This window comes from Sorangium sp. So ce1036 (assembly GCF_051369805.1).
Classification (GTDB): domain Bacteria; phylum Myxococcota_A; class Polyangia; order Polyangiales; family Polyangiaceae; genus Sorangium; species Sorangium cellulosum_F.
The window spans coordinates 7,746,690-7,771,160 of sequence record NZ_JBBMOX010000001.1; the positions used below are offsets into that span (position 1 = coordinate 7,746,690).

The window sequence follows — 24,471 nt, forward strand, 5'->3', positions numbered from 1 at the left end:
CTCACTGGGCGGCGAAGACGAACGGGATGTTCACGGTCATGGAGCCCGAGGAAGGAGGGAACTTCCAGGACCGGACCCGCGAGGCGATGCAGCTCGACAGGCCCGGGTAGTCCTTCTCCGACCCGCTGGCCGTCGCGGACTGGACGGCCCCCGAGGGGCTGATGACCACGGCGGCCGTGACCCGCGCGGTGCTGGGCGCGTTTCGCGCGCGCGCGTCGAGGGCGGGCTGCCAGCAATGGCGCCGAACGCCGGGACGGTTCGCCTCGACCACCCCCGCGATCTCTCCCTGGGAGAGCTGGCCCAGGCCGGAGCCGGAGCCCTGGTGACCCGGGCCGGACGAGGGGCCGGGGACCCCGGCGCCGAACCCGGACCGGTCGAACGGAGCGGGGTTGCTCGCGGAGGCCGCCGGCTTCTCCGGCTGGGAGCGCTGGGGCACACCGCCGCCCGGCTTGACCGGCGAGGCGGCCCCCGGCTTGGCCGAGGCCGTCTCTGCCGGCGGGGGGGCCTCCGGCTCGGGCTCGGCGCTCGGCGGGGGCGGGGGCGCCGCCGTCGGCAGGAGGGCCGGCTGGCTCTGCGGGATCGTGGGGACCTGCACCGGTTGCGGCTTCGGCGACAGCAGGACGTAGGCAGAGACGCCGCCGAAGGCGGCCGCCATGGCGATGAAGGCATAGGCGACCGGGCTCATGCCCGAGCGCCGCCTCGGGGCGACCGTCTCCACCAGGCTGGCGCGCGTGGCCACGAGCGGGGCGGGCTCCGCGGAGGAGAGCCCGATCGCGGACGGGGTCTGCGGCGGCGGCGACGCGGCGGCCAGCCCGCCCGCGGCACGAGCGATGCTGGCCGTGGCGGGCGGCGCCGGCTCCGGCGGCGGCGAGGGGTCGACCGCGGTGGACGGCCTGGTCGCGAACGGATCGGAGAGCACCTCGACCGGCGCGGCGCCCTCGGCGCGGGCCCGCGCGGCGCCGCCCGCGGCGTCCGGCCATGCGGCCGGCGCGCTCATCGCAGCGGGCGTGACCGGCGTGACGCGCGGAGCGGACGCGGACCGCGGCGCCGAGGCGGGCGCCCCGGCGGACAGCGGCGCCGAGGCGGGCGCCCCGGCGGACAGCGGCGCCGAGGTGGGTGCCCCGGCGCTGAACGCGGCCACCGGACCGGACACCGCGGGAGGCGGGTCGCTCACGCCGGGAGGCTCCGGCGCGATCATCCCCGGGCGCGCGGGCGCGGACGCGGCGAGCGGGGGGATCCGCGTCGACGCGGGGACCCGCGTCGAGGGGGGGACCTGGGCCTGAGCGGCGGAGAAGCTCGTGCTGATGCGGCGCGCGGGCGCGGACAGGCGGGTGGACTGGGCCTGGGTGACGATCTCGAGCAGCTCCGGGAAGTTCTTGAGCGGCAGCCACTCGTCGAACCCCTCACGCCAGACGAGCGAGTCGCCGTCCACAGCGCCCGCGAGCGCCTTCTCCCGGATGACGGCGAGCCGCACCGGCCCGAGCGGCACGCCGCCGACCCCGACATACCAGTCCTCGCCCGAGGTGGCGCGCACCGCCGGCGCCTTCCCGAGCGGGCGGTCCCCGGACATCGAGCGATTGACCGCGCTCGCGACGTCCGTCGGCGGCGCCGGCTCCGGCGCTCGGGCCGCGGGCGCGACCGGGATGGCAGGGACCCCGGACGACGGCTGAGACGCCCGGATCGACGGCGGATCCTGCGGCGCAGGCGCAAGGCGCGGCCCGGCCGCCGGGCGCGCGGCGGCGCCGGGCGTGGCGCGCGGCACGACGGCGGGTCGAGGCGCGCCGCCCGGGCGCGCGAGAGGCTGCGCGGCCGGCCGGGGCGGCGTCGGGGCACCGCCGTGCCCGAGCGCCGCGGGCGCCGGCGCCTTGGCGGCCAGCTTCGCGACGCCCGTGGAGCCGGCCTCGACAGCCGGCGCGGCCGCGGGCGCCGCGGCCTCGTCCCCCGACAGGACGAGGTGCGCGTCGTCGCTCGCCGCGCGCGGCGGCTCGACCGGGAGGGCCTTGGCCACCGAGCTCTCGGTGACGCTCGCGCTGACCTGGATGAGGTGCCCGCACCGCCGGCACTTCATGCGTACCATCTTGCCGGCGACCTTATCGTCCCCGATCTGGTACTTGGCCTTACAGTTATCGCAGATGAATTTCATCCAGGGACGCGCCTGCCGGTGGAATCCGCGCAGTCTACGACAGCTTGGCCCTGGGCGACACAGGGTAGGCGCGATCAGAGCAGCCCGAGCAGGTGCTCCTTGATGGATTGCCGCGTCGGGTCATCGGGCGCGACGCCCAGGGCGCGCTCCCACGTCTCGATGGCTTTGTTGCGGAAACCGGCCTTCTGATAGAGCACGGCGAGGTTCTTCAGCGCCGGGAAGTGCTTGCCGTTGATGTGAAGCGCCGTCTCCAGCTCCTGGATGGCATCGTAGAGCTGGCCCTGCTTGCCGTAGAGCAGGCCGAGGTGGAAATGCAGCCGGTACGCGAGCGGATCGATGGCCGTCCCCTCGCGCAGGTGCCGCACGGCCTTGTCGAAATCGCCCGCGCGGTACGCCGCGATCCCCGCGGCGAGGAGGCGCTCCGCCTCGGCCGAGATCCGGTCCTGATCGCCGCGGATCGAGCGCGCCTGGAGCGCGTTCTCGACGGCGGCGACGACGTCGGCGACGCGGAACGGCTTCTCGATGTACGCCTCCACGCCGTAGCTCGACTTCAGGTCCTCGGCGAACCGCCACCCGCGGTACACGGCCGAGATCATGATGATCGGGATGTGGCCGTAACGCTGGGTGCCCTTCATCCGGCGGGCGATGTCGAAGCCGTGCACCTCGGGCAGCATGGCGTCGAGGATCATCACGTCGGGCGGATTCTCCTTGACCATGCGCAGGGCGAGGAGCCCGCGGTCGGCCTCCTCGACGCGGTACCCGCGCTCCTCGAAGATGCGGCGGAGCAGCTTCCGGATCTCCGGCTCGTCGTCGACGACCAGGAGGGTGGTCTGATCGCCGTGCGGCGCCTTGCCCGCGCCCGTGCCCGTGGGCAGCGACTCCACGACGGACAGATCGCGATCCGCGGTGCCGAAGTCCGTGTCCGTCAGCTCGTCGGCCGCAGCCGCCCTTCGCATGGCGTCGTCGACGACGAGCGGCGGGCCCGCCGAGGAGAGGCGCGCCGGCGATGGAGCCGGCGGGCTCGGCTCATCGGTGAGGTCCGCGAACGAGATCTCCGCGTCGTCCTGCGGGCGCTCCGGCGCGGGGCGCGCCGGCGGGGCGCTGGGCGCGGCGGGAGGCGCCTGCTGGGCGACCGCCGACGGAGGCCCCGCCGAAGGGAGCCGCCGCGCCGGCTGGGCGGGCGGCGGCTCGGGCGCGGAGGCGGGCGACGCCGCGGCGCCGAGGCCGGCCCGCTTCAGCACCTCGGGCGGGCACTTCGCGCCGACGTAGAACGGCTCGCCCTGCTCCTTCATGTCGTAGGCGGCCGCGATGGTCCGCACGAGCGGGCCCGCGAGCGCGATGTACGGGAAGACGCGCTTGCCGGTCACGAACTCGAGCTCGTCGATGACCTTCTTGTCGGCGGGCGCCGCCATGGCCACGAGGATGCGGTCCTCGCGGACGAGCACGGGCAGGAGCTTGTGCTTCGCGGCGATCTCGCGGGGCAGGATCGAGAGGTCGCTCAGCTTGATGCAGACCTGGTTGAGATCGATGCCGGGAACGCCGCTCTGCTCGGAGAGGGCCTTCAGCGCGGCGACCTCGGAGACGGTGCCGCTCTCGATGAGGTTCGTCGCGAGGGGGACGCCCTTCGCGCGCGCTTCGAGGAGCGCCTGTTCGAGCTGGGGCTGCGTGACCGCCCTTTGTTGCAGGAGGATGCGTCCGAGCGGCTTCTTGTTGGCGTCTTGCGTCATTCCGCGGGCCGAGTGCGAAGGCTAATGGACGAGGAATGCGCGGGCAAGCACGCGGCCCGCGCGCGGGGACGGCCGTCTGGCCGGCGCGACCGGCCCGGGCTCGCGGGCCGTCGGCGCGGGCACCCAGCCCGGTCGAGCGCAGTCGAGGCGCCGCCGGCGGCGCGCGGATGCGAGCGCTCGGGGCGACGGCGAGGACGAGAGCTCACCATCCGCTCATGTTACCCCGGAATCACGCGGGCCGCGCGCGCCTTGCGCCGTCCCCACGGCCCTCCGCGCGCCTCGCGCCCGCGCGCGGACGGCGCCTCCCCTGCCCCGGCGAGAGGTGCGCTACCTGGGGGACAGGGGGACCGGCTGCGGCGATGTAGGGTCACGCGATCGCGGTCCGCGCGTCGAGCCACTCGCGGGCGAACGCCGCGTAGCGCCCCTCGGCGATCGCGGCGCGCGCCTCGCGCATGAGGCGGCCGTACAGGTGGAGGTTGTGCTCCGTCAGCAGGCGCAGCACCAGGATCTCGCCGGCCATGTACAGGTGCCGCAGGTACGCGCGGCTGTACCCTGCTGCGCAGGCAGGGCAGGCGCAGGTCGGGTCGAGCGGCGATCGATCGTCCTTGTAGCGCGCCTGCTTGATCACGATCTTGCCGTGCTGGGTGAGCGCCTGCCCGTTGCGGGCGTTCCGGGTCGGAAGCACGCAGTCGAACATGTCGACCCCGGCGCCGATGGCGTGGACGAGATCGATCGGGGTCCCGACGCCCATGAGGTAGCGAGGGCGCGCCAGGTCGAGGCGCGGGGCGACCTGCGCGACGACCTCGTGCATCAGCGGGATCGGCTCGCCCACCGAGAAGCCGCCGAGGGCGAGGCCGTCGAACGGCAGCGCCCCGAGCTCGTCCGCGTGCGCCACGCGCAGGTCCACCGAGGTTCCGCCCTGCACGATGCCGAAGAGCGCCTGGGTCGGGCGCTTGGCCGCGAGGCAACGCTTCCCCCAGCGCGTCGTCAGGCGGCACGCCTGCTCGACCTCCGGGCGCGGCGCGCCGCCGGGCGGGCAGACGTCGAGCTGCATCGCGATGTCGGCCCCGAGCAGCCCCTGCACCTCCATCGCGACCTCGGGCGTGAGCGCCTTGCGGGCGCCGTCGAGGTGCGAGCGGAACACGAAGCCGTCCTCCACGAGGGTGCGCCGCTCGGCGAGCGAGAACGCCTGGAAGCCCCCGGAGTCGGTGAGCATCGCGTGCGGCCAGCGCGTGAACGCGTGAAGGCCGCCGAGCTGGGCGACGAGTTCGGGCCCGGGGCGGAGCCACAGGTGGTACGTGTTGCCGAGGACGATGCGCGCGCCGGTCGCGGCCACCTCGGCGGGCGTCAGCGTCTTCACGCTCCCCTGGGTGCCGACCGGCATGAAGGTCGGGGTGTGCACCTCGCCGTGCGGCGTGGAGAGCACGCCCGCGCGGGCGTGGCCGTCCCGCGCGAGCTCCGTGAAGGCGAAGCCGGGCGTGCGGCTCATGACGCGTCCGCTCCGTGGATCAGCATGGCGTCGCCGTAGGAATAGAACCGGTAGCCGGCGTCAACCGCCGCGCGGTACGCGAGGAGCGTGCGCTCGCGGCCGGCGAAGGCGAACACGAGCGCGAGCAGCGTCGAGCGCGGCAGGTGGAAGTTCGTCAGCAGCGCGTCGACGACGCGGAAGCGATGCCCAGGCTGGATCAAGAGGCGTGTCTCTCCGGACTGCGCCCGCACGAGGCCAGGGCGCGCAGCGTCGGCGGCGCTCTCGAGCGCGCGCACCACCGTGGTGCCGATCGCGACGACCGGGGCGCCGCGCGCGCGCGCCCGCGCGACCGCGGCGGCGGTCGCCTCCGGGACCGAGTAGACCTCGGCGTGCATCGGGTGCAGGTCGAGATCGTCGACGGTGATCGGCTGGAACGTGCCGAGCCCGACGTGCAGCGTGACGCTGGCGATCTCGACCTCGTTCGCGCGCAGCCGCCCGAGGAGGTCGGGCGAGAGGTGGAGGCCCGCCGTGGGCGCGGCGACCGCGCCCGGGACGCGGGCGAAGATGGTCTGGTACCGCTCGCGATCGGACACGTCGTCGCCGCGGCCCAGGTACGGGGGCAGCGGGACGTGGCCGTACGCGTCGATCGCCGCGGCGACGGACAGCCCTGTGGGCGACGAGAGCCGCACCGTGAGCACGCCGTCCTCCGCGCGCTCCAGGACCTCCGCCACGAGCGCCCCGTCGCGCTCGAGGTCGATCACCGCGCCCGGTCGGATCGGCTTGGACGCGCGCCCCATCGCCTGCCAGCGCTCGGAGCGCGCCGCGCTCTCCCGCGGCGCGCCCTCCCGCGGCGGGGCGGCGAGGTCCTCCGCCCCGGCCGGCGCGTCGTCCAGCCGGCGCAGCAGGAAGATCTCCACCTGCCCGCCCGTCCCGCGCTTCCTGCCGAACAGGCGAGCGGGCACGACCCGTGTGTCGTTGACGACGACGAGCGCCCCCCGCGCGACGTACCGGTCGAGATCCCGGATCGCGGTGTGCTCGACCTCGCCGGCCGGGCGGCCGCGATCGAGCAGGAGGAGCCGTCCGCCGTCCCGCTGCTCGGGGGGGCGCGACGCGATGAGCGCCTCAGGGAGGTCGTAGTCAAGCAGCTCGCAGCGCACGCCGCGCTACTAGCACGGCGCGGGCGTGAGCACGCTCGTCTCGGCGCGGAGAAAGCGACAGATCTCGCCCACCTTGTAAGGCTTGGGCACGAAGGCCACGGCGCCGCAGTCGGCGCGCTCGACCTGGCGCGCGGAGAGGTGGAACGCGCTGGAGAGCACGATGCGCACCCTCGGGAAGGCGCGCCGGACGTGGCGCGCCAGCTCGAGGCCGTTCAGGTCGGGCATCATCAGATCGATCATCGCCACATCGATGGGCGACGAGCCGAGGACGGAGAGCGCATCCTGGAACGAGGAGGCGAACGCGACCTCGAAGCCCTCGACGCTCAGCCCAGCCGAGAGAGCGTGACGCTGGGAATTCTCACCGTCGACGATCAGCATCCGGGCCATTTAAGCGTCCTCCTGCGGCCGAGCGCCGCCATCCATACGCCTCAAGCTCGAAGCAAGCGCCGCGCCAGACTGCCGAATCACGGGATTGCAGTTGCCGACGCCGGAGTGAAACCGGAGAGCACAGTCTACAGCACCTGCCGCATTGCACTACGGCAAATCCCGACGTCCCTTCCTTGCAAAGCTGCAATTCGTCGTGGGGTTAGCCGTCCTGATTTGCTGCCGAGTCAGGCGGCTTGCTCGGCCTGACGCCGTGACCGTCAGGGTCGACGGGCGTGGACCTGGGGGACCGGAGCGCATCTGTCGTCGGCTCAGGCCGGGGCTCCGGGTGCCAGCTCAGCCAGGTCGGATGGCTGAGCCCGGCGGCCGTGTGCCAGCTCAGCCAGGTCGGATGGCTGAGCCCGGTGGCCGTGTGCCAGCCCAGCCAGATCCGATGTGCTGAGCCCGGCGGCCGCGTGCCAGTCAGCCCGGTGGGTACGTGATCGCCAGGCGCGTCATCTTCCGCCACAGGGTGGTCGCGCTGATCCCGAGCACCTCGGCGGCGCGCTCCCGGCTGCCGTCGCACTCCCGGAGCGCAGCCTCGATGGCCTGACGTTCCGCGCTGTCGACCACATCGGCGAGCAGCCGACCGCCCGTCCCGGAGGGGCGCTTCGGCTGCACCGCGGCGGGCAGCACGTCGTCGACGCTGATGATGCCGCCGCCCGAGAGGGCCACCGCCTGCTCCACCATGTTCTCCAGCTCGCGGATGTTGCCGGGGAACTCGTACTGCGTCAGCGCCTCGACGACGCCGTCGGCGGCGCGCGCGCGGCAGGCCATCTTTCGGTTGTACTTCTCCAGGAAGAACTCCCAGAGGATCGGGATGTCCTCGCGCCGGGCGCGCAGCGGCGGGAGGACGAAGCGCGCGACGTTCAGCCGGTAGTAGAGGTCCTGACGGAACCGCTTCTCGGCCACCGCGGTCAGGAGCTCCTGGTTCGTCGCGGCGATGATGCGCACGTCGACGTTGATGGGCTTGTTCTCGCCCACCCGGCGGATCTCGTTCTCCTGGATCGCGCGGAGCAGCTTCGCCTGGAAGGTGAGCGGGGTCTCCGCGATCTCGTCGAAGAAGAACGTGCCCCCGTCGGCCTCCTCGAACAGCCCCTTCCTCGCCGAGACCGCGCCCGTGAACGAGCCGCGCGCGTGGCCGAACAGCTCGCTCTCCAGCAGCGTCTCGCTGATCGCGGCGCAGTTCACGGGTACGAACGGGCGGTCCGCGCGCTTGCTGTTGGCGTGGATGGCCTTGGCGACCAGCTCCTTGCCGGTGCCGCTCTCGCCGGTGATGAGCACCGTCGCGTCGGTCGGCGCGACCTTCACGATCCGGCCCAGCACCTCGCGGATCGCCTGCGAGCGGCCCACGATGTTCTCGAACCGGTAGCGCTCCTTGAACTCGCTCGCGAGCAGCTGGACCTGGCCGGTGAGCTTGCGGTTCTGGATCGCGCGCTCGACCTTCACGAGCAGCTCCTGCTCCGAGAACGGCTTCTGGATGTAGTCGAACGCGCCGAGCCGCATCGCCTCGACCGCGCTCTCGATGGTGCCGTACGCGGTCATCACGATGACCTCCGTCATCGCGTGCGACTCCTTCACCGCGCGCAGGACGCCGATCCCGTCGAAGCCGCCCATCCGCAGATCGGTCAGCACGACGTCGTACGCGCCCTTGGCGCCCAGGTCGGCGCCCTCGCTGCCGTCGGCCGCTTCATCGACCTCGTACCCGGCGCCACGCAGCATCATCGCGAGCGTGGTCCGCATGTTCCGCTGGTCATCGACGACAAGAATCTTCGACATGGATCTCCCCCGCCGCCCTCATCCTCCCTGGCGGGAAGAGAGCGGCGCGACGAGCACGACCGACGCACCGAGCTGGCGCGTCACCGCGCGAGCTCGGCTGGCCGCGGCGCCTTGGACATGCGTCCAGATCATCGTACGTCAAGCACCGCCTCCGCCGCCAGGAGGCCCGCTGGGCACGCCGCCGGAGCAGGCGCGTGCCCTACCCTACCCTACTCGCGGATCTGCTGCGCGAGGTAGGCTGCCTCGCCAAGCTTCTCGATCAGCCCGAGCTGCGTCTCGAGCCAGTCGATGTGGCGCTCCTCGGAGGCGAGGATGTCCGCCAGGAGCTCCTCGGTGGTGCGATCGCCCCGGTCACGGCAGAGGGCGATCGCCGTGTTGAGCCGCTTGACCGCGTGGTACTCGAGCTCGAGGTCGCTCTTGAGCTGCTCCGGCACGGTCTGGCCGATGTGAAGCTTGTCCAGGCGCTGCAGGTTGGGCAGGCCCTCCAGGAAGAGGATGCGATCGGTGATCGCCTCGGCGTGCTTCATCTCGTCGATGGACTCGGCGCGCCCCTTCGCGGCGAGGGTGACGAAGCCCCAGTTCGCGCACATCTTCGCGTGCAGGAAGTACTGGTTGATCGCAACGAGCTCGCCCGCGAGCACCTCGTTCAACGCATCGACGACGTCTTTCGCACCCTTCATCGGACCCTCTCGCGCTCGTGCCTCTCGTGCTCGCCCCGCCCCTCCAGGCGAGGCGGCGCCGGCTGGAGCGCCAGCGCCTCGGTCAAATGCGCGAGATCAGCGGAGTTGCGCAAGGAATTTCGAAGGGATCAAGCGACGAGGGCGGCCGCCGCACACGGCGCGGGGGAGCGCCGCGGGGCGACCCCGAAGAATCAGGCCGCGCTGGAGACCGGCGCCATCGCGAGGCGGCGCGGCGAGGAGGAGGAGGCGACATCGCCATCGCCGACGAGCTGAGCGATGGTCGGCTGGCACGAGCCGCACCGCGTGCCGGCTCCCGTGCACTCCATCACCTCGGAAACAGAGCAGGCCCCCTCGTTGATCGCTTCGCGAATCTCTCGATCACAGACGCCCATGCAGAGGCACACGTACATCCCAAACCCCCGACAAGGTTACGGGTTTACTTGATATTGAACATAGCTTTCAATATCGACGAGTCAAGCGCGAACGTTCTGCCGAGGAGGATCGAGCCGCCTCCATGCGGGCAGCCTCTCCTCCGGCGCCGGCGCCGGACGCTTCAGGATCGCTGGAAGACGAGGAAGATGCCGGACAGCGACGGGGGAACTTCGGACCGCTGGGCGGGGGCAGGCGGGCGGAGGACGCACGGGGCGAGCGCCACGGACGTGCGCGCGCGGTGGAGAGGCGGGCGGAGCCGCCGCGGCGGCGTCACATCGTGAGGCCGCCGTCGACGTCGATGCAGCGGCCGTTGAAGTACTCGCACTCGATCACGAAGCGCACGGCCTGCCAGATGTCCTCGGGCACGCCGATGCGGCCGACAGGGATCATGGCGACCAGGGCGTCGCGCGCCTTCTGGTTCATGCCCTGGGTCATGGGCGTCTCGACCATGCCGGGCGCGACGGCGCCGACGCGGATGCCGAACGGCGCGAACTCGAGCGCCCACGTCTTCGTGTTCGCCGCGAGCGCGCTCTTCGCGGCGGTGTAGCTCGACTGACCGCGGTTGCCGTGGCGCGCGATGGAGCTGATGTTGACGATGACGCCCTTCTGCTCGGTCTCGACCATCTTCGCGACGACCTCGCGGACCAGGAGCGTCGCGCCGGTCAGGTTGACGTCGATCACGGCCTGCCACTGCGCGGCGCTCAGCTTCACGACCGCGCCCGTCTGGCGGTCCTTCTTGACGAGCAGGCCGTCGCGCAGGATGCCGGCGTTGTTGACGAGGCCGTTCAGGCCGCCCATCGCGTCGTGCGCGAAGCGGACGAAGGCGTCGACCTCCGCCTCCACCGCCACGTTGAGCGGGCGCGCGTGGATCTTCCCGGGGAGGCCCTTGCTCGCCTCGACGAGCGACGCGAGCCCCTCCTCGTTCGTGTCGCCCGCGGCGACCTGGCCCCCGGACTCCGCGAGCCTCAGCGCGTAGTGGCGACCGAGCCCCTGGGCGGCGCCTGTGACCACAAATTTCGTGTCCTCGAGTCGCATGATCGCATTCCTCCAGGGATCGCTCCCAACCGCTGTCCCGGAGGCGCCGTCTACCACGAGGCGGTCGCGAGGCGCGCGGGAGAGTCGCGAGGCGCGCGGAGGCGTCGCGGCGCTCGGGAGGCGTCGCGGCGCGCGGCGAGCCACGGCGCCGTGTCCGCAAGCCGCTTGCAACGGGTCGCATCGATGTTATTCAGCGGCCCATGAGGTCGATCGCGCTCGCCGTCGCCGTGTGCGCCGGCACCTTATCGCTCGCGCCGGCCTGTGACCGCGGCGCGCCTCCCGTCCCCACAGCCTCCGATCCGAACGGCAACGATCTGGTCGTCGGCGCCGTGGTCGCGGCCGCCGAGAAGAGCGGAGGGATCCGGCTCTACAAGATCGTCGAGGTGGAGGACCTGCCCCCGCCGTTCGGACGAGACCTGCACATGATCGCGTACGATCCCAAGGTGGCCACCTTCCAGGAGGCCGCGGAGCTTCGCCGGAAGGGCGGGATGTCGATCGCGATGGACCACATGGCGGTGCGGCTCGTGAACTTCCTCCCACGCGATCATCGGGTGATCGCCAGCGAGCCGGTCACCGACGAGGAGCGGGCCCCCTACCTCCGCTCGGTCCAGAGCCGGCGGCGATGACGCTCCAGTCGACGCGGCGGCCGCTCGGGAGCGGCCGCGCCCCGCGGCGCCGCGCCGTCATCGCGCCGCGCGGAGGAGCTCCCCCAGCCGCTCGATGGCCTGGCTGTGCAGCCGGCTCGCCCAGCTCTTGCTGATGCCGAGATCCTGCGCGATCTGATCGAAGCGCTCGCCGTCGAAATAGTGGCGCTCCACGAGGGCGCGCTCGCGCTCGGGGAGCTCGCGCACGGCGTGGCGCACCACCTGCGCGAGCTGCGCGCGCGAGGCGCACTCCTCTGGGCTGTCCGCGGCGTCGGGGAGCGTGGCGACGTCGCCGTGCGCCGCCACCATGCCGAGCGCCATCGCGGCCGCGTGCCCCGCGAGCAGGCCGCCGAGCCGCGCGGCGTAAGCTTCCTGCGTGGCCGGCGCGCCGGCGTCGTCGTCCGCCCCGCGCCCCTCGGCGAAGCGCGCCGACGCAGCGAGCGCGCTGGCCCGCGCAGCGGCCGACCGCCAGCGCGTCTCCCGGCGGATGCCGTCGAAGATCGCCCACCGGATCTTCGTGGCGGCGTACGCGCCGAACGTCGACCGGCTCGGGTCGTAGGTCCTCGCGATCTCGATCAGCGCGGGGTGCCCCAGCGCGATGAGATCCTCGACCGGGATGCGGCGACCGAGGCGACGCGCAATGCGCCGCGCGGTCTGGTGGAGCACGGCGAGCCCCTCGTGGATGAGCTGATCTTCCGGCGCGCGCACCGCTATCCCGCCTTGGCGCGCCCCGCCGCGCCGAGCACGCCGAACGCCCGCTCGCCGCTCTCGTCCACCTCGCGCGGGTGCGCGCGCCGGAGGAGGCGGGCCGCCTCCTCGTCGTTCAGCAAGACCTCCACGAGCTGCTCGCGCATCCACGCGACCTCGTGCGCCGGCAGGCAGCTCACGTAAGGCGCCACGGCGGCGTCGACCTGTGCCGCGATCCAGGGGTCATCGAGGAGCGACGTGTCCATGGAAGTTGCGTCCATTATATCTGCATCGCGCGCGCCGTCACCCGGCGCGAGGCGCGCTGTCCATGCGTCACGTGCGCGGACGCGCCGCCTGCGCATCACCTGCGCGGACGCGCCGCCTGCGCGTCACTCCGACGGCGGCCCGTTGAGGCACGCCTCGAACGCCTTGACGCTGCGCGCATCGAAGGCGCACTTGAGCGATCTCGGATCCACGTGCTTGCCGACGTTCTGCTCGCACGCCTGGGCGTACTGCTCGCCCAGCGTGGCCGCGACGGCGTCGATCCGCTTCTCGGTCTCGCTGCGCTGCTCCGCCGTGAGCCTGGCGCTCAGCGCCGCGACCTGCTCCGAGCGCGTAAGCGCCGTGAGCTGCTTGCCGAGCTCCACGCAGTCGCCACGCATGAGCGCGTAGTCGTCAGGCACGGAGTCGTCACGCCGCGGCGCTGCCGGCGCCTCGGGGGCGGACGATGCCGCGGACGGCTCCGCCACAGGCGCCTCGGCGCCCGAGGCGGCCTCCGGCGTGGGCGCTGCGCTGGGCGCGGGCGCCTCCGCCGGCGCGGGCTCGGGCTGCTCGGCCGGAGGCGGCGGAGCCCCGGCGCACCCGAGCAGCACTATCGAGACAGGACCCGTGATCAAGGCAAGCACTCTCCGCATGAGCACGAGGGTTGATCGATTCGCGCCGCCTGTCCATGCCGCGCCGGACGCGCTCGGCGTTGCGATGGCGGGCTCGCCGTCGCCTGGCCCCGGCTGGCCTCGACGGTGCACGGACCGCCTTGGCAGGCTCCGTGCAGACCGCCCTTGGCAGGCTCCGTGCAAGACGCACGGCAACGCACGGTAGGCACACGGTGGGCGACAGGGGCGACCCGCCCGGCCTCGCCGGCAACGTCGTCTCCTGTCCTCGCGGAGGCCGGCGAATGCGCTCGTTTTGGATTGTTCTCGTGTTGTTGCTCGGATCGGCGCTGCTGTTCCAGGCGGTGATGGCGTCCGACCGTCGCATCCCGTACGCGCAATTCCGCTCGCTCGCGGAGACGGGACAGCTCGTCGAGGTCGAGATCCGAGACGGCATGTACATCGGACGAACGGAGCCCGCTCCGAGCACGGGCACGCCGCGGAGATACCGCACCGGACGCATCGAGCAGACCGAGAAGGATCTGCTCGCCGAGCTCGACCGGCGCGGGATCGCCTACACGCGCGTCGCGGACGAGCGCGGGTTTCTACCGCACCTCTGGCTGCTGCTGCCGCTCGCCGGCCTGGTCGCGATGATCCATTTCCTGTCGCGCCGGACGCCGGCCGCGGGGAACGTCCCCAACTCCGCGCTCAACTTCGGCAGGAACAAGGCGCGGCTCTACGAGGAGCAGGGGCCGAGGGCGACGTTCCACGACGTCGCGGGCAGCGCCGAGGCGAAGGCCGAGCTCGCCGAGATCGTCGACTTCCTCAAGGCGCCCGAGCGGTACGCGAGGCTCGGCGGGCGCATGCCGAGGGGCGTGCTCCTGGTGGGCCCGCCCGGCACGGGCAAGACGCTGCTCGCCCGGGCGATCGCGGGAGAGGCGGGCGTCCCCTTCTTCAGCGCGTGCGGGTCGGAGTTCGTCGAGATGTTCGTCGGCGTCGGCGCCGCGCGCGTGCGCGACCTCTTCGCGCAGGCCCGCGAGAAGGGGCCGTGCATCGTGTTCATCGACGAGCTCGACGCGGTCGGCAAGGCGCGCGGCCTGGGCGGCTCCGTCGGCGGCCACGACGAGCGCGAGCAGACGCTCAACCAGCTCCTGACCGAGATGGATGGGTTCGACGCGCACACGGCCGTGATCGTCATCGCCGCGACCAACCGCGCCGAGATCCTCGACCCCGCGCTGCTCAGGGCGGGGCGCTTCGACCGGAGGGTGCACGTCGACCCGCCCGACCTCGCCGAGCGGCAGGAGATCCTCGCGGTGCACGGGCGGAAGGTGCTCCTCGAGCCGGAGGTCGACCTCGACGCGGTGGCCGCGCAGACCGCCGGGCTCGTCGGGGCCGATCTGGCGAACATCGTCAACGAGGCGGCGCTGCTCGCGGCGCGGCGCAAGGCGACCGCGGTGGGCCAGCGCGATCTGGAGGCGGCGATCGAGCGCGGGCTCGCGGGGCTCGAGCGACGCGGCAGGCGGCTCGGCGCGCGCGAGAAGCGCGTGGTCGCCTACCACGAGGTGGGGCACGCGCTCACGGCCACGCTGCTGCCGACGCAGGACCCGGTGCGCAAGGTGTCCGTCGTGCCGCGCGGGCCGGGGGCGCTCGGCTACACGATGCAGCAGCCGCGCGAGGACCGGTACCTGTGGAGCCGGCAGGAGATCCTCGACCGCCTGGTCGTGCTGCTCGGCGGGCGCGTCGCCGAGGAGGAGGCCATCGGGGACGTCTCGACCGGCGCGCAGGACGACCTGCTGCACGCGACGGATCTCGCGCGCCGCATGGTGCGCGAGCTCGGGATGGGCCAGGGCGTGGGGCTCTCGGCGCTGGAGCCGCGGCGGCCGCTGTCGTTCCTCGGCGAGGGGCGCGGCGCGGCGCCGTCGGGCGCGGCGCCGCGGGAGTGCAGCGACGCGACCGCGCGCGAGGTCGACGCGGAGGTCGCGCGGATCCTCGCCGACGCGGAGGATCGAGCGCGCGCGATGATCCACGAGCACCGCGCGGCGCTCGAGCGCATCGCCGCCCGGCTCTACGAGGTCGAGACCCTGGCAGGCGACGAGCTCCGAGCGATGATGGCGACGTGCCGATGACGAGGGGCGCGCGCGACGCCGGCCGCGCGGTCAGCGCGCGCGACGCCGGCCGCGCGGTCGTCAGTCGACGCTCAGCAGCGCGCGCGACAGATCGAGGCCCCCGGCGTCGTGGTGGTAGACCACCCTGAGCACACGGCCGCGGAGGAGCGACCTCGGCACCGCGCCCATCTCCCGGCTGTCGAGCGAGGCGGCGCGGTTGTCGCCCATCACGAAGAGGTGGTCCGGCGGCACGACGACCGGCCCGAACGCGACCATGTCGCGCTCGCCCGCCGCGTGCGTGACCCCGCCGAGGTGCTCCACCATCGTGCCGTCCTCGAGCTGCTCGAGCGGCTGCGCCGCGCCGTCGACGTACAGCACGCCTCGCCGGAGCATCACCGTCTGGCCAGGGAGCGCGATCACGCGCTTCACGAGCAGGGTCGAGCCGCCCCGCGGATCCGCGAACAGCACCACCTCGCCGGCGCGGGGCCCGTCGCGCTCGATCAGGTAGCGACCCGTGAGCGGGACGCGGAGCCCATAAGCGCTCTTGTCGACCAGGATGCGGTCGCCCGGGACGATCGTCGGCCACATCGAGCCGGTGGGCACGTGGTACTGGTCAGCGAGCGTGGAGCGACCCAGCGTGAGGATCGCGAGCACGGCGAGGATCTTGAGCAAGCGGCGCCCGACCGGCGCGCAGGTCTGATAAGCGCGCAGCGCGAGCGCGCGATCGGGTCGCGGGTACCAAAGGCCAGCCTTGACGGGCTGGAGGCACGCCGTCGCGGCCTCCGCCGCCGGCCGGGGGGAGCCGGGCTCGGTCATCGCACGCGGAGCTAGCATCCGCGCTCGAGACAAGCCAGCTTCGCTGCATGCACGGCTACGCTTCATCGACTGCATCACGCTCCGAGGTACTGGGCCGCCTCACACTCTGCGGATCGATCTCGCGTCATCCGGTATCGACAGGGGCCGCCATGCACCTCGCCGGCTACCGCGCGCTGGGGATCGAATTTACCTATATCCCGTTCGCGGTGACCGATGTCGAAGGCGCGACGCGCGGGATGCGGGCGCTCGGAATTCGCGGCCTCGGTGTGTCGATGCCCTACAAGCAGGCGGTAATTCCGCTGCTCGACGAGCTCGATCCGGTCGCGGCCCGGATCGGGGCGGTCAACACGATCGTCAACGACGACGGGTGTCTCAAGGGCCACAACACGGACTGGATCGGCGCGGTCCGGGCCCTCGAGGAGGTGAGGCCGCTCGCGGGCGCGCGGGCGCTGCTCCTCGGCGCCGGCGGCGCTGCCCGCGCGGTCGCGTTCGGGCTCGCGGAGCGCGGCGCGTCCGTCACGGTCGCCAACCGCGATCTCGAGAAGGCGCGCGCGCTCGCGGCGGCGATCGGCGGGACGGCCGTGGCGCTCGGCCCGGAGGCGCTGTCGCCCGACCACGACGTCCTCGTGAACGCCACCTCGCGGGGCATGGCCGAGGTCGATCCGCGGAGCCCCATCCCGGAAGAGGCGCTCCGGGAGGATCTCCTGGTGATGGACATCGTGTACAAGCCGATGCGCACGGAGCTCGTGGAGGCGGCGCGGCGGCGCGGCGCGACGGCCGTTCACGGCGGGAGGATGCTCCTCCACCAGGCGGCGGAGCAGTTCCGGCTGTACACCGGGCGAGAGCCGCCGCTCGACGCCATGGACGCCGCGCTCAGGGCTCAGCTCGGCTGACGCGCGCCGCCCCGGGCCGCGGCCGCGCCGCCCGACCCGCCCGTGGCCGGGCGGCGCGCGGCGACGAGGAGACGCGGAGACCTCGCGACGTCGGTTGTACCCCTCGCGCGCCGGCGCCTCGACAATGGCGGAGGGCGAGCCCCGCGCGTACGCTTGCGGCGATGATCTCGTATGAAATACGCGCAGCCGTGACCGGCGACGAGGAGCAGCTCCTCCATGTCGCGCGCCACCTGAACTCGGTGAACCTGCCGAACAACCGTGACGCCATCCACGAGATCGTCGCCGAGAGCCACAGGAGCTTCAGCGGGGCAATCCAGGACCCTCGCCTGCGCCAGTACGTCTTCGTGCTCGTCGACCTGACGAAGGGCGAGCGGGGGACGATCGTCGGGACCTCGATGATCATCGCGCAGCTCGGCCGGCGCGGCGTGCCGTACATCTACTTCGACGTGCTCGACGAGGAGAAGTACTCGGCCACGATCGACAAGCACTTTCACCATACCGTGCTGCGCATCGGCTACTCGTACAATGGCCCCACGGAGATCGGTGGACTCGTGCTCATGCCCGAGTACCGGCAGGGGCCCGACAGGCTCGGCACGATGATCTCCTATGTCCGCTTCCTCTACATGGCCGCGCGCCAGGAGCTCTTCCAGGAAGAGATCCTGGCCGAGCTGATGCCCCCGCTCGAGCCCGACGGGACAAGCCACCTGTGGGAGGCGCTCGGGCGCAAATTCACCGGCATGAGCTACGCCGAGGCCGATCTGCTCTCCAAGAAGAACAAGGAGTTCATCAAGGGGCTCTTCCCGGAGGGGACCATCTACGCGACGCTCTTGCCCGACGACGCGCAGCGCGTGATCGGCAAGGTGGGCGCGCAGACGCGGGGGGTGGAGAAGCTCCTGCGCCGCATCGGCTTCCGCTACGCCCACCGGGTCGATCCGTTCGACGGCGGGCCGCACTTCACCGCCCACATGGACGAGATCTCGCTCGTGAGCGACACGCGGCGGGCCAAGGCCGGCCGGCCGCTCACGCCGAGCCCCTCGGATCCGAAGGGCATCATCGCGCTCGAGGACCCCGAGCCGCCTTACTTCCGCGCGGTCACCGCGAGCTTCCGCGAGGAGGGACAGCGCACCCTGGCGATCGCCGAGGACGCCTGGGAGCACCTCGGCCTGAAGCCCCTCTCGCCGGTCTGGGTCCTCCCCATGCCGTAGCCGGGCGGCGCCGCGCGCCTGACCCGGGCGCGCCAAGGCGAGCGGTCGAGCTGTCTTGCGTTTCGAACATTCTGTTGCTACAGAAATAACAGAAGTTATCACAGGGGGGTTCGGGCGACGATGACCCTGGGATTGGACCTCGATTTCGGGCGCTTGCCCGCGCTGGAGCGGAGGTGGCTCTGGCCGGGGACGGCGAAGCAGGACAGCGAGACCGGCGCCGAGCGCGCGCCCGCGGAAGGGGGCAGCCGGGGCGAGGAGCCCGGGCTCTCGGGGCGCGAGGTGCGCATCGCCGCCGCGCTCGCGGAGGCGGCCATGCCGCCCGGGCGCTTCCTCGACGGCGGGGGCGCCGCGACGGCCAGCCGCCTCGCGGCGTGGCTCTCGTCGATCCCGCCGCACCTCGCGCAGGGGCTGCGCGCGGCGCTCTGGGCCATGGAGCTCGCCCCGCTGCCGACGCGGCTCCGGCCGCTGTCGGCGCTGCCGCTCGAGGAGCGGATGGAGGTGCTCCGCGGCTTCGAGCAGAGCCGCGCGCTGGCGCTGCGCTCGCTGCTGCGCGCCGTGCTCACGCCGCTCAGGTTCCTCCACTTCGACCGGCCCGAGATGTTCCAGCACGTCGGCTGCCGCTACGAGCTGCCCACGGTCCGCGACGAGGCGCCACGCTGGCTCGCGCAGGTGACGAACGGGCGCGAGATCGAGGAGGACATGGAGCTCGAGTGCGAGGTCCTCGTGATCGGCACCGGGGCCGGCGGCGCGGCCGCGGCCTACGAGCTCGCGTCGCGGGGGCACGCGGTGCTCCTGCTCGAGGAGGGCGACTACCATCGCCGCTCGAGCTTCAGCGGGCGGCCCGCGCGCGCCTACCGGGACATGTACCGGAATCACGGGCTCGACATGGCGCTCGGCAACGTGGGGATCCCGGTGTTCTCGGGGCGCGCGGTCGGGGGGAGCACCGTGATCAACTCGGGCACCTGCTACCGGGCGCCGGAGAGCACCTTCGCGTCATGGCGAGGCGGCATGGGGCTGCCCGCGGAGTTCTCGTCCGAGGGGCTCGCACCCTACTACGAGCGCGTCGAGCGCATGCTCCAGGTCACCCCGGCCGATCCGCTGCACCTCGGGGCGATCGGGCCGATCATCCGGCGCGGCGCGGAGCGGCTCGGCTACCGGCACGGGCCGCTCCCGCGCAACGCGCCGGGCTGCGACGGGCAGGGCGTCTGCTGCTTCGGCTGTCCCACCGGGGCGAAGCGCTCGACCGACGTGAGCTACGTGCCCGAGGCGCTGAAGCGCGGCGCGCAGCTCATCACGGCGGCGCGCGTGAGGACGATCGACATCGTGGCGGGCCGCGCGCGCGGGGCGACCGCGGTGCTGGGCGAAGGCCGGGGCGACGGGCGCAACGGCGGCCGGGCGAGGACGGGCGCGAAGCGACGGCCGCGGCTCGTGGTCAGGGCCGAGGCCGTCGTGGTGGCCGGGGGCGCGCTCATGACGCCACTGCTCCTGCGCCGGAGCGGCGCGTGCCTCACGAGCGGGATGCTGGGCAAGAACCTCTCGATCCACCCGGCCTCGAAGGTGATGGCGCTGTTCGACGACCGGATCGATCAGTGGCAGGGCATCCCGCAGGGCTACCAGATCGACCACTTCGCCGACGAGGGATTGATGTTCGAGGGGGGCTCGCTCCCCTTCGACGTGGCCGCGCTCGCCGTGCCCTGGACGGGGCGCCGCTTCACGGAGCTGATGGAGCAGTACCCGCGCCTCGCGACGTTCGGGTTCATGATCAAGGACACGAGCCGCGGGGAAGTGCGGCTCGGGCCCGGCGGCTCGCCGCTCCTGCTCTACACGATGAACCAGGAGGACGTCGCGAAGATGCAGCGCGGGATCGAGCTGCTCTGCGAGGTGTTCCTGGCCGCGGGGGCGCGGCGCGTCCTGCCGCTCGTGGCCGGGTGCGACGAGGTGAACAGCCCCGGGGACCTGGAGCGGCTGAGGGCGCGGCGCATCAAGGCGGGAGATCTCGACGTGGCCGCGTTCCACCCGCTCGGGACGTGCCGCGTCGGCGTCGATCCTCGGTCGTCCTGCGTCGGGCCGGATCACCAGGCGCACGACGTGGCGGGGCTCTACGTGTGCGATGGGAGCGCGATCCCGTCGTCGCTCGGCGTGAACCCGCAGATGACCATCATGGCGATGTCGCTCCGCGCCGCGGAGATCATCGGCGACAGGCTCTCGAGCTGACGCCCCTCCACCCGGCGGCGCGAGACCGAGGCCCCGCCCGTCAGGCCGTGGCCGTGGCCGGTTCGGCGGCGGGGAGCGGCCGCTCCGCCTCTTCCTTGCGTCGATCGCTCTCGATGCGCCCATCGCGCATCGTGACGACCCGGGGCATCGACTCCGCGAAGCCGAGGTTGTGCGTCACGACGATGATGGTCGTGCCGTGCCGCCGGTTCACCTCGAAGAAGAGCTCGTGGATCGAGCCGCTCGTCGTGGTGTCCAGGTTGCCCGTCGGCTCGTCCGCGAGGATCAGCTTCGGCGAGAGGACCAGCGCCCGCGCCAGGGCCACGCGCTGCTGCTCGCCGCCGGACAGCTCGCCAGGCCGGTGGGTCGTGCGCGCCGCGAGGCCGACCTCCGCGAGCAGCGCCGTGGCCAAAGGCTCCATCTCACGCCGCGTCTTGCCCTGGATGAGGCCGGGCATCATCACGTTCTCGAGCGCGTTGAACTCGGGCAGGAGGTGGTGGAACTGGAAGACGAAGCCGATCGTCCGGTTCCGGATCGCCGCGAGCCGCGCGCCCGAGAGGCCGGTGAGCTCGTCGTTGCCGAGGCGGATCCGGCCGCTGGTCGGGACGTCCAGCGTGCCGATGCAGTGGAGGAACGTGCTCTTTCCGGCGCCCGAGGGGCCCACGAACGCCACGACCTCGCCCTGGTTGATGACGATATCGATACCGCAGAGCACGTGGAGCTCGCGCCCCATGTGGACGAACGTCTTGCGGAGATCTTCGACGACGACGAGCGGAGTGGACATGGGGTGATTACTCGTAGCGCAGCCCGTCGACCGGAGAGAGCTTGGACGCGGCGCGGGCCGGGTAGAGGGTGGCGATGGTGCAGATGAGCAGCGCCGCCACCGCGACCATCGCGTAGTCGGCGCCGTTCACGTTCACGGGCAGCCGGTCGATGTAATAGACGTCCGGATCGAGCCGGACACCGAACCAGGACAGGCCCGTGCAGCACGCGAGCGCGGTGCCGACGCCGAACACCGTGCCGATGGCGCCGATGATGATGCCCTCGATCATGAACACGCGCATCACGGCGCCGTCCGAGGCGCCGAGCGCCTTCAGGATGGCGATCTCCTTGCCCTTCTCCGTCACCATGAGGAGCAGCGTGCACACGATGCAGAAGCTCGCGACGGCGATGGCGATGGACAGGATGATGAACGTCGCGATCTTCTCCAGCTTGAGCGCGCTGAAGAGGCTCCTGTTCATCTCCATCCAGTCGCGTACGCGGAGCTCCGGCGGCGGCTTGCCGCCCTCCGGCGGCGGCGCGTCGGCCCGCGCGCTCGCGGCGACCACCGCCTCCACCGCCGGGCGGACCTCCTGCACGCGCTCCGGATCCGGGACCCGGATGTCGATGTGCGTGATCTTGCCCTCGAGGCCGAAGAACTTCTGCGCCTCGTCCATCAGCACGTACGCGTGCGTGACGTCGTAGTCGTACATGCCGCTGTAGAAGATCGCCGCCACGCGGAACCTGCGGGAGCGCGGCATCACGCCGGTGGGGCCGAGCTCGCCCACGGGCGACAGCAGCGTCACCTCGTCCCCGACGAGCACGTGGAGCGATTTCGCGAGCTCACGGCCGATGATGACGCCCGGGTACACGCGGGTCTGCCGCTTCAGGTAGTCGCGCACCGAGGGGTCGACCTCCGCCGGCAAGCGGAAATCGGGCCCCTTGAAGTACGGCTCTCCGCCCGGCCCGCGGCCGATGATCTCGTCGGGGGGCAGGCTCGTCAGCTTCTCGGGGTCGCGCAGGTACTCGAACTTGCCGACCTCGATGTTGTTGACCAGGTCGATCACCTGGCTGATCGAGTCGGGGTCGATGCCGCGCACGAGCGAGCCGGCCGTGTTGGAGGCGCTCGATCCCATGGCCTCGCCCGCGACGACGGGCGTCGCGGCGCCGCCGAGCGGCGCGAGCGCCACGCGGACCTGCGTGAGCTGGTCCTCCCAGTCGCCGAAGCCGCCGGGGCGGCTCGCGTCGATGACGATGTGCGCGTTGTTCCCCAGGATCTTGCGCTTCAGATCGGCGCCGAACCCGCCCATGATGCTCGTCACCGAGCAGAGCGCGCACGAGCTGACGGCCACCCCGGCCATCGAGAGCACCGAGATCACGGTGAGGAAGCCGCTCTTCGTCGCGCGCACGTGGCGGGCGCCCACGTAGGAGGCGAAGCTCCGTCGCTCGAGGGCGTCGAGGAGGATCGGGAGCAGCGCCGTGAGCGCGATGAGCAGGAAGATCACCCCGGTGCCGAGCGCGCCGAAGCGGATGACCTCGTTCCGGAGGACGATGGGCGCGGAGCCGCGGGTGACCGGGAGGCGGGCCGCCATCGTCGACAGGACGGCGAAGGCGACGCCGAGCGCGCCGCCGAACCACCAGAACAGCGCGCGGGGCACGCTCTTCTTCAGGCGGCGGGCGCCGCGCACGACGAGCAGCGCGCTCACCACGAGCACCACGACGATGAGGGCGATGTAGACGGGCTCAGGGATCGGCGGCACTCGCTTCAGGCCTCAGGAGTGGGAACAGGATGACGTCACGGATCGACGTCGCGCCGGTGAGGAGCATCGTCAGCCGATCGATCCCCATGCCGAAGCCCGCCGTGGGCGGGAGGCCGTGCTCCAGGGCGCGCACGTAGTCGGCGTCGTAATCCATCGTCTCCTCCTCGCCGCGCGATTTCTTGGCGACCTGCGCGCGGAAGCGCGCGTCCTGGTCCTCGGGGTCGTTGAGCTCGCTGAAGGCGTTGCACAGCTCGCGGCCGTCGATGAACAGCTCGAAGCGGTCCACCAGGGAGGGGTCGCCGTCCTTCTTGCGCGCGAGCGGGGAGACCTCGAAGGGGTAGTCGATGACGAAGACGGGGAGGCTCTTGTCGCCCGCCTCGGTGCGGTAGTCCCGCGTGAGGAACGGCTCGACCACGTACTCGTAGGCGCAGAAGACGAGCTCCCCGGGCGACTCGCACTTCTTCGCGCCCGCGCGGAAGTTCGCCCAGTCGATCTCGCGCCCGCTCGCCTTCGCCGCCTTCGCCCACTCCTTGATCGGGGCGTCGTCCGCGGCGACGCGCTGCGGGACGTCGGCCGGCAGGCCCGACCTCGACAGGGCGCGGGCGATGCCCTCCGCCATGGGGACGCGCGCGAAGCGCTCGAGCGAGTACGTGCGCTGCACGGCCCACGCCGCGTGCTCGGCCGGGAGCCGCTCGGCGAGGCGGGCGTCGACGTGGCGGAGCATCGCCTCGGTCTGGTCCATCAGCGTCTCGTACGTCGCGTACGCCTGGTAGTACTCGAGCATCGTGAACTCGGGGTTGTGCCGCGTCGACAGCCCCTCGTTCCGGTAGCAGCGGGCGATCTCGTAGACGCGCTCGAAGCCGCCGACCACGAGCCGCTTCAGGAAGAGCTCGGGAGCGATGCGCATGAAGAGCTCGAGATCGAGCGCGTTGTGGTGGGTCTTGAACGGCTTCGCGGCCGCGCCGCCGACGAGCGTGTGCATCGTCGGCGTCTCGACCTCGAGGAAGCCGCGCGCGTCGAGGAACTCGCGGAGCGCGGCGACGATCGCGGTGCGGGCGCGGAAGACCCCCGCGACGTGCGGGTTGGCGACGAGGTCGACGTACCGCATGCGGTAGCGCGACTCGACGTCCTTGAAGCTCGTCTTGGTCGGCAGCGGGCGGTACGCCTTCGTGAGCAGCCGCAGGCGCTCGGCGCGGATCGACAGCTCGCCCTTCTGCGTCGCCATCGCGACGCCGTGGGCCTCGACGAAGTCGCCGAGGTCGATCTCCTCGAGCCGCTCGAAGCCGGCGAGGCTCCCCTGCTCGCAGTAGAGCTGGAGCTCGCCGGTGCGGTCGCGCAGCCGGACGAACGTGACGCCGCCGAAGGAGCGCACGAAGAGCACCCGGCCCGCGACGCGGAACGGGAGCGGCTCGACGCGCGCCGGGTCGTAGCGATCCGCGGGCGGCGGGGCGGACCGATCCGCCGCCGTGCCCGCCGGCCGGGGCTCGGCCGCGAGCCGCGCCCCGTCGAAGCGGGCGCGGACGGCCGCGAGCTCGGTGAGCGGCGCGCCCGTCGTGACGTCGTTGGCGAACGGGTTCTCGCCGCGCGCGCGGAGCCGCGCCGCCTTCGCCTTGCGCGTGGCGATCAGCGTCTCCTCGGCGCGCGCGGCCTCGGCGGCCTCCTTCATGAGCCGCTCGGC

The 24,471-nt window shown here is 72.5% G+C and carries 21 protein-coding genes; 5 read left to right on the plus strand and 16 right to left on the minus strand.

The annotated features are described in order from the left end of the window. Window position 1 precedes the first annotated feature (1 nt). From WMF31_RS29165 to WMF31_RS29205, 9 genes are all read right to left on the minus strand, one after another. Window positions 2-2,143: a GYF domain-containing protein gene (locus tag WMF31_RS29165; protein ID WP_436605080.1), complete on the minus strand. Its 2,142-nt coding sequence runs from the start codon at window positions 2,141-2,143 to the stop codon at window positions 2-4. Between the two features lie 74 nt (window positions 2,144-2,217). Further along, a complete protein-coding gene (locus WMF31_RS29170; RefSeq protein WP_436605081.1) occupies window positions 2,218-3,870 on the minus strand; it encodes a response regulator in 1,653 nt (550 codons plus the stop codon). A 367-nt stretch (window positions 3,871-4,237) separates the two neighbouring features. Continuing rightward, complete coding sequence (gene tgt, locus WMF31_RS29175) at window positions 4,238-5,359, minus strand: tRNA guanosine(34) transglycosylase Tgt (protein ID WP_436605082.1); 1,122 nt, start codon at window positions 5,357-5,359, stop codon at window positions 4,238-4,240. Further along, complete coding sequence (gene queA, locus WMF31_RS29180) at window positions 5,356-6,495, minus strand: tRNA preQ1(34) S-adenosylmethionine ribosyltransferase-isomerase QueA (RefSeq protein ID WP_436605083.1); 1,140 nt, start codon at window positions 6,493-6,495, stop codon at window positions 5,356-5,358. The genes tgt and queA overlap by 4 nt, the downstream gene beginning before the upstream one ends. Before the next feature lie 9 nt (window positions 6,496-6,504). After that, on the minus strand, window positions 6,505-6,882 hold the full coding sequence (locus WMF31_RS29185; RefSeq protein ID WP_436605084.1) for a response regulator: 378 nt from the start codon (window positions 6,880-6,882) through the stop codon (window positions 6,505-6,507). Between the two features lie 459 nt (window positions 6,883-7,341). Continuing rightward, window positions 7,342-8,697 carry a sigma-54-dependent transcriptional regulator gene (locus WMF31_RS29190; protein ID WP_129346407.1) on the minus strand — a complete coding sequence of 452 codons (1,356 nt, stop codon included), beginning with the start codon at window positions 8,695-8,697 and terminating at the stop codon, window positions 7,342-7,344. A gap of 209 nt (window positions 8,698-8,906) precedes the next feature. Continuing rightward, on the minus strand, window positions 8,907-9,377 hold the full coding sequence (bfr, locus tag WMF31_RS29195) for a bacterioferritin (protein ID WP_436605085.1): 471 nt from the start codon (window positions 9,375-9,377) through the stop codon (window positions 8,907-8,909). Between the two features lie 191 nt (window positions 9,378-9,568). Beyond that, entirely contained in the window at window positions 9,569-9,787 is a 219-nt protein-coding gene (locus tag WMF31_RS29200; RefSeq protein WP_436605086.1) for a (2Fe-2S)-binding protein, read from the minus strand. A gap of 292 nt (window positions 9,788-10,079) precedes the next feature. Continuing rightward, complete coding sequence (locus WMF31_RS29205) at window positions 10,080-10,844, minus strand: SDR family oxidoreductase (protein WP_436605087.1); 765 nt, start codon at window positions 10,842-10,844, stop codon at window positions 10,080-10,082. A gap of 200 nt (window positions 10,845-11,044) precedes the next feature. Between WMF31_RS29205 and WMF31_RS29210 the strand changes: the two genes are divergently transcribed. Beyond that, entirely contained in the window at window positions 11,045-11,470 is a 426-nt protein-coding gene (locus WMF31_RS29210) for a hypothetical protein (RefSeq protein WP_436605088.1), read from the plus strand. A gap of 57 nt (window positions 11,471-11,527) precedes the next feature. Here WMF31_RS29210 and WMF31_RS29215 read toward each other — a convergent pair whose 3' ends face one another. From WMF31_RS29215 to WMF31_RS29225, 3 genes are all read right to left on the minus strand, one after another. Then, window positions 11,528-12,196, minus strand: a complete 669-nt coding sequence (locus tag WMF31_RS29215; protein WP_436605089.1) for a sigma-70 family RNA polymerase sigma factor — start codon at window positions 12,194-12,196, stop codon at window positions 11,528-11,530. A gap of 2 nt (window positions 12,197-12,198) precedes the next feature. Continuing rightward, on the minus strand, window positions 12,199-12,441 hold the full coding sequence (locus WMF31_RS29220; protein ID WP_129346401.1) for a hypothetical protein: 243 nt from the start codon (window positions 12,439-12,441) through the stop codon (window positions 12,199-12,201). A 123-nt stretch (window positions 12,442-12,564) separates the two neighbouring features. Next, on the minus strand, window positions 12,565-13,071 hold the full coding sequence (locus tag WMF31_RS29225; RefSeq protein WP_436605090.1) for a hypothetical protein: 507 nt from the start codon (window positions 13,069-13,071) through the stop codon (window positions 12,565-12,567). Window positions 13,072-13,373: 302 nt separating this feature from the next. Between WMF31_RS29225 and ftsH the strand changes: the two genes are divergently transcribed. After that, a complete protein-coding gene (gene ftsH, locus WMF31_RS29230; protein WP_436605091.1) occupies window positions 13,374-15,170 on the plus strand; it encodes an ATP-dependent zinc metalloprotease FtsH in 1,797 nt (598 codons plus the stop codon). 60 nt (window positions 15,171-15,230) lie between these two features. Here ftsH and lepB read toward each other — a convergent pair whose 3' ends face one another. Then, on the minus strand, window positions 15,231-15,965 hold the full coding sequence (lepB, locus tag WMF31_RS29235) for a signal peptidase I (RefSeq protein ID WP_436605092.1): 735 nt from the start codon (window positions 15,963-15,965) through the stop codon (window positions 15,231-15,233). A gap of 47 nt (window positions 15,966-16,012) precedes the next feature. Between lepB and WMF31_RS29240 the strand changes: the two genes are divergently transcribed. The 3 genes from WMF31_RS29240 (at window position 16,013) to WMF31_RS29250 (ending at window position 20,277) form a co-directional block, all read left to right on the plus strand. Next, the gene (locus tag WMF31_RS29240) at window positions 16,013-16,858 is read left to right on the plus strand and encodes a shikimate dehydrogenase (RefSeq protein WP_436605093.1); all 846 of its coding nucleotides are present in this window, start codon (window positions 16,013-16,015) and stop codon (window positions 16,856-16,858) included. Window positions 16,859-17,019: 161 nt separating this feature from the next. Next, a complete protein-coding gene (locus WMF31_RS29245; RefSeq protein ID WP_436605094.1) occupies window positions 17,020-18,063 on the plus strand; it encodes an arginine N-succinyltransferase in 1,044 nt (347 codons plus the stop codon). A 120-nt stretch (window positions 18,064-18,183) separates the two neighbouring features. Beyond that, entirely contained in the window at window positions 18,184-20,277 is a 2,094-nt protein-coding gene (locus WMF31_RS29250; protein WP_436605095.1) for an FAD-dependent oxidoreductase, read from the plus strand. A 40-nt stretch (window positions 20,278-20,317) separates the two neighbouring features. On the opposite strand, the gene WMF31_RS29255 is transcribed toward WMF31_RS29250, so the two are convergent. The 3 genes from WMF31_RS29255 to lysS are packed head-to-tail and all read right to left on the minus strand — an operon-like array spanning window position 20,318 to window position 24,459. Then, a complete protein-coding gene (locus WMF31_RS29255; RefSeq protein WP_436605096.1) occupies window positions 20,318-21,058 on the minus strand; it encodes an ABC transporter ATP-binding protein in 741 nt (246 codons plus the stop codon). A gap of 7 nt (window positions 21,059-21,065) precedes the next feature. After that, window positions 21,066-22,793: an FtsX-like permease family protein gene (locus WMF31_RS29260; protein ID WP_436605097.1), complete on the minus strand. Its 1,728-nt coding sequence runs from the start codon at window positions 22,791-22,793 to the stop codon at window positions 21,066-21,068. Further along, window positions 22,777-24,459 carry a lysine--tRNA ligase gene (lysS, locus tag WMF31_RS29265; protein ID WP_436606614.1) on the minus strand — a complete coding sequence of 561 codons (1,683 nt, stop codon included), beginning with the start codon at window positions 24,457-24,459 and terminating at the stop codon, window positions 22,777-22,779. The genes WMF31_RS29260 and lysS overlap by 17 nt, the downstream gene beginning before the upstream one ends. Window positions 24,460-24,471 lie beyond the last annotated feature (12 nt).

What these genes read in the sequence shown, in the direction of transcription:
- WMF31_RS29165 (WP_436605080.1), bottom strand. Translation starts at nt 2,143, where the DNA reads ATGAAATTCATCTGCGATAACTGTAAGGCCAAGTACCAGATCGGGGAC.
- WMF31_RS29170 (WP_436605081.1), bottom strand. Translation starts at nt 3,870, where the DNA reads ATGACGCAAGACGCCAACAAGAAGCCGCTCGGACGCATCCTCCTGCAA.
- tgt (WP_436605082.1), bottom strand. Translation starts at nt 5,359, where the DNA reads ATGAGCCGCACGCCCGGCTTCGCCTTCACGGAGCTCGCGCGGGACGGC.
- WMF31_RS29185 (WP_436605084.1), bottom strand. Translation starts at nt 6,882, where the DNA reads ATGGCCCGGATGCTGATCGTCGACGGTGAGAATTCCCAGCGTCACGCT.
- WMF31_RS29190 (WP_129346407.1), bottom strand. Translation starts at nt 8,697, where the DNA reads ATGTCGAAGATTCTTGTCGTCGATGACCAGCGGAACATGCGGACCACG.
- bfr (WP_436605085.1), bottom strand. Translation starts at nt 9,377, where the DNA reads ATGAAGGGTGCGAAAGACGTCGTCGATGCGTTGAACGAGGTGCTCGCG.
- WMF31_RS29200 (WP_436605086.1), bottom strand. Translation starts at nt 9,787, where the DNA reads ATGTACGTGTGCCTCTGCATGGGCGTCTGTGATCGAGAGATTCGCGAA.
- WMF31_RS29205 (WP_436605087.1), bottom strand. Translation starts at nt 10,844, where the DNA reads ATGCGACTCGAGGACACGAAATTTGTGGTCACAGGCGCCGCCCAGGGG.
- WMF31_RS29210 (WP_436605088.1), top strand. Translation starts at nt 11,045, where the DNA reads ATGAGGTCGATCGCGCTCGCCGTCGCCGTGTGCGCCGGCACCTTATCG.
- WMF31_RS29220 (WP_129346401.1), bottom strand. Translation starts at nt 12,441, where the DNA reads ATGGACACGTCGCTCCTCGATGACCCCTGGATCGCGGCACAGGTCGAC.
- lepB (WP_436605092.1), bottom strand. Translation starts at nt 15,965, where the DNA reads ATGACCGAGCCCGGCTCCCCCCGGCCGGCGGCGGAGGCCGCGACGGCG.
- WMF31_RS29240 (WP_436605093.1), top strand. Translation starts at nt 16,013, where the DNA reads ATGCACGGCTACGCTTCATCGACTGCATCACGCTCCGAGGTACTGGGC.
- WMF31_RS29245 (WP_436605094.1), top strand. Translation starts at nt 17,020, where the DNA reads ATGATCTCGTATGAAATACGCGCAGCCGTGACCGGCGACGAGGAGCAG.
- WMF31_RS29250 (WP_436605095.1), top strand. Translation starts at nt 18,184, where the DNA reads ATGACCCTGGGATTGGACCTCGATTTCGGGCGCTTGCCCGCGCTGGAG.
- WMF31_RS29255 (WP_436605096.1), bottom strand. Translation starts at nt 21,058, where the DNA reads ATGTCCACTCCGCTCGTCGTCGTCGAAGATCTCCGCAAGACGTTCGTC.
- lysS (WP_436606614.1), bottom strand. Translation starts at nt 24,459, where the DNA reads ATGAAGGAGGCCGCCGAGGCCGCGCGCGCCGAGGAGACGCTGATCGCC.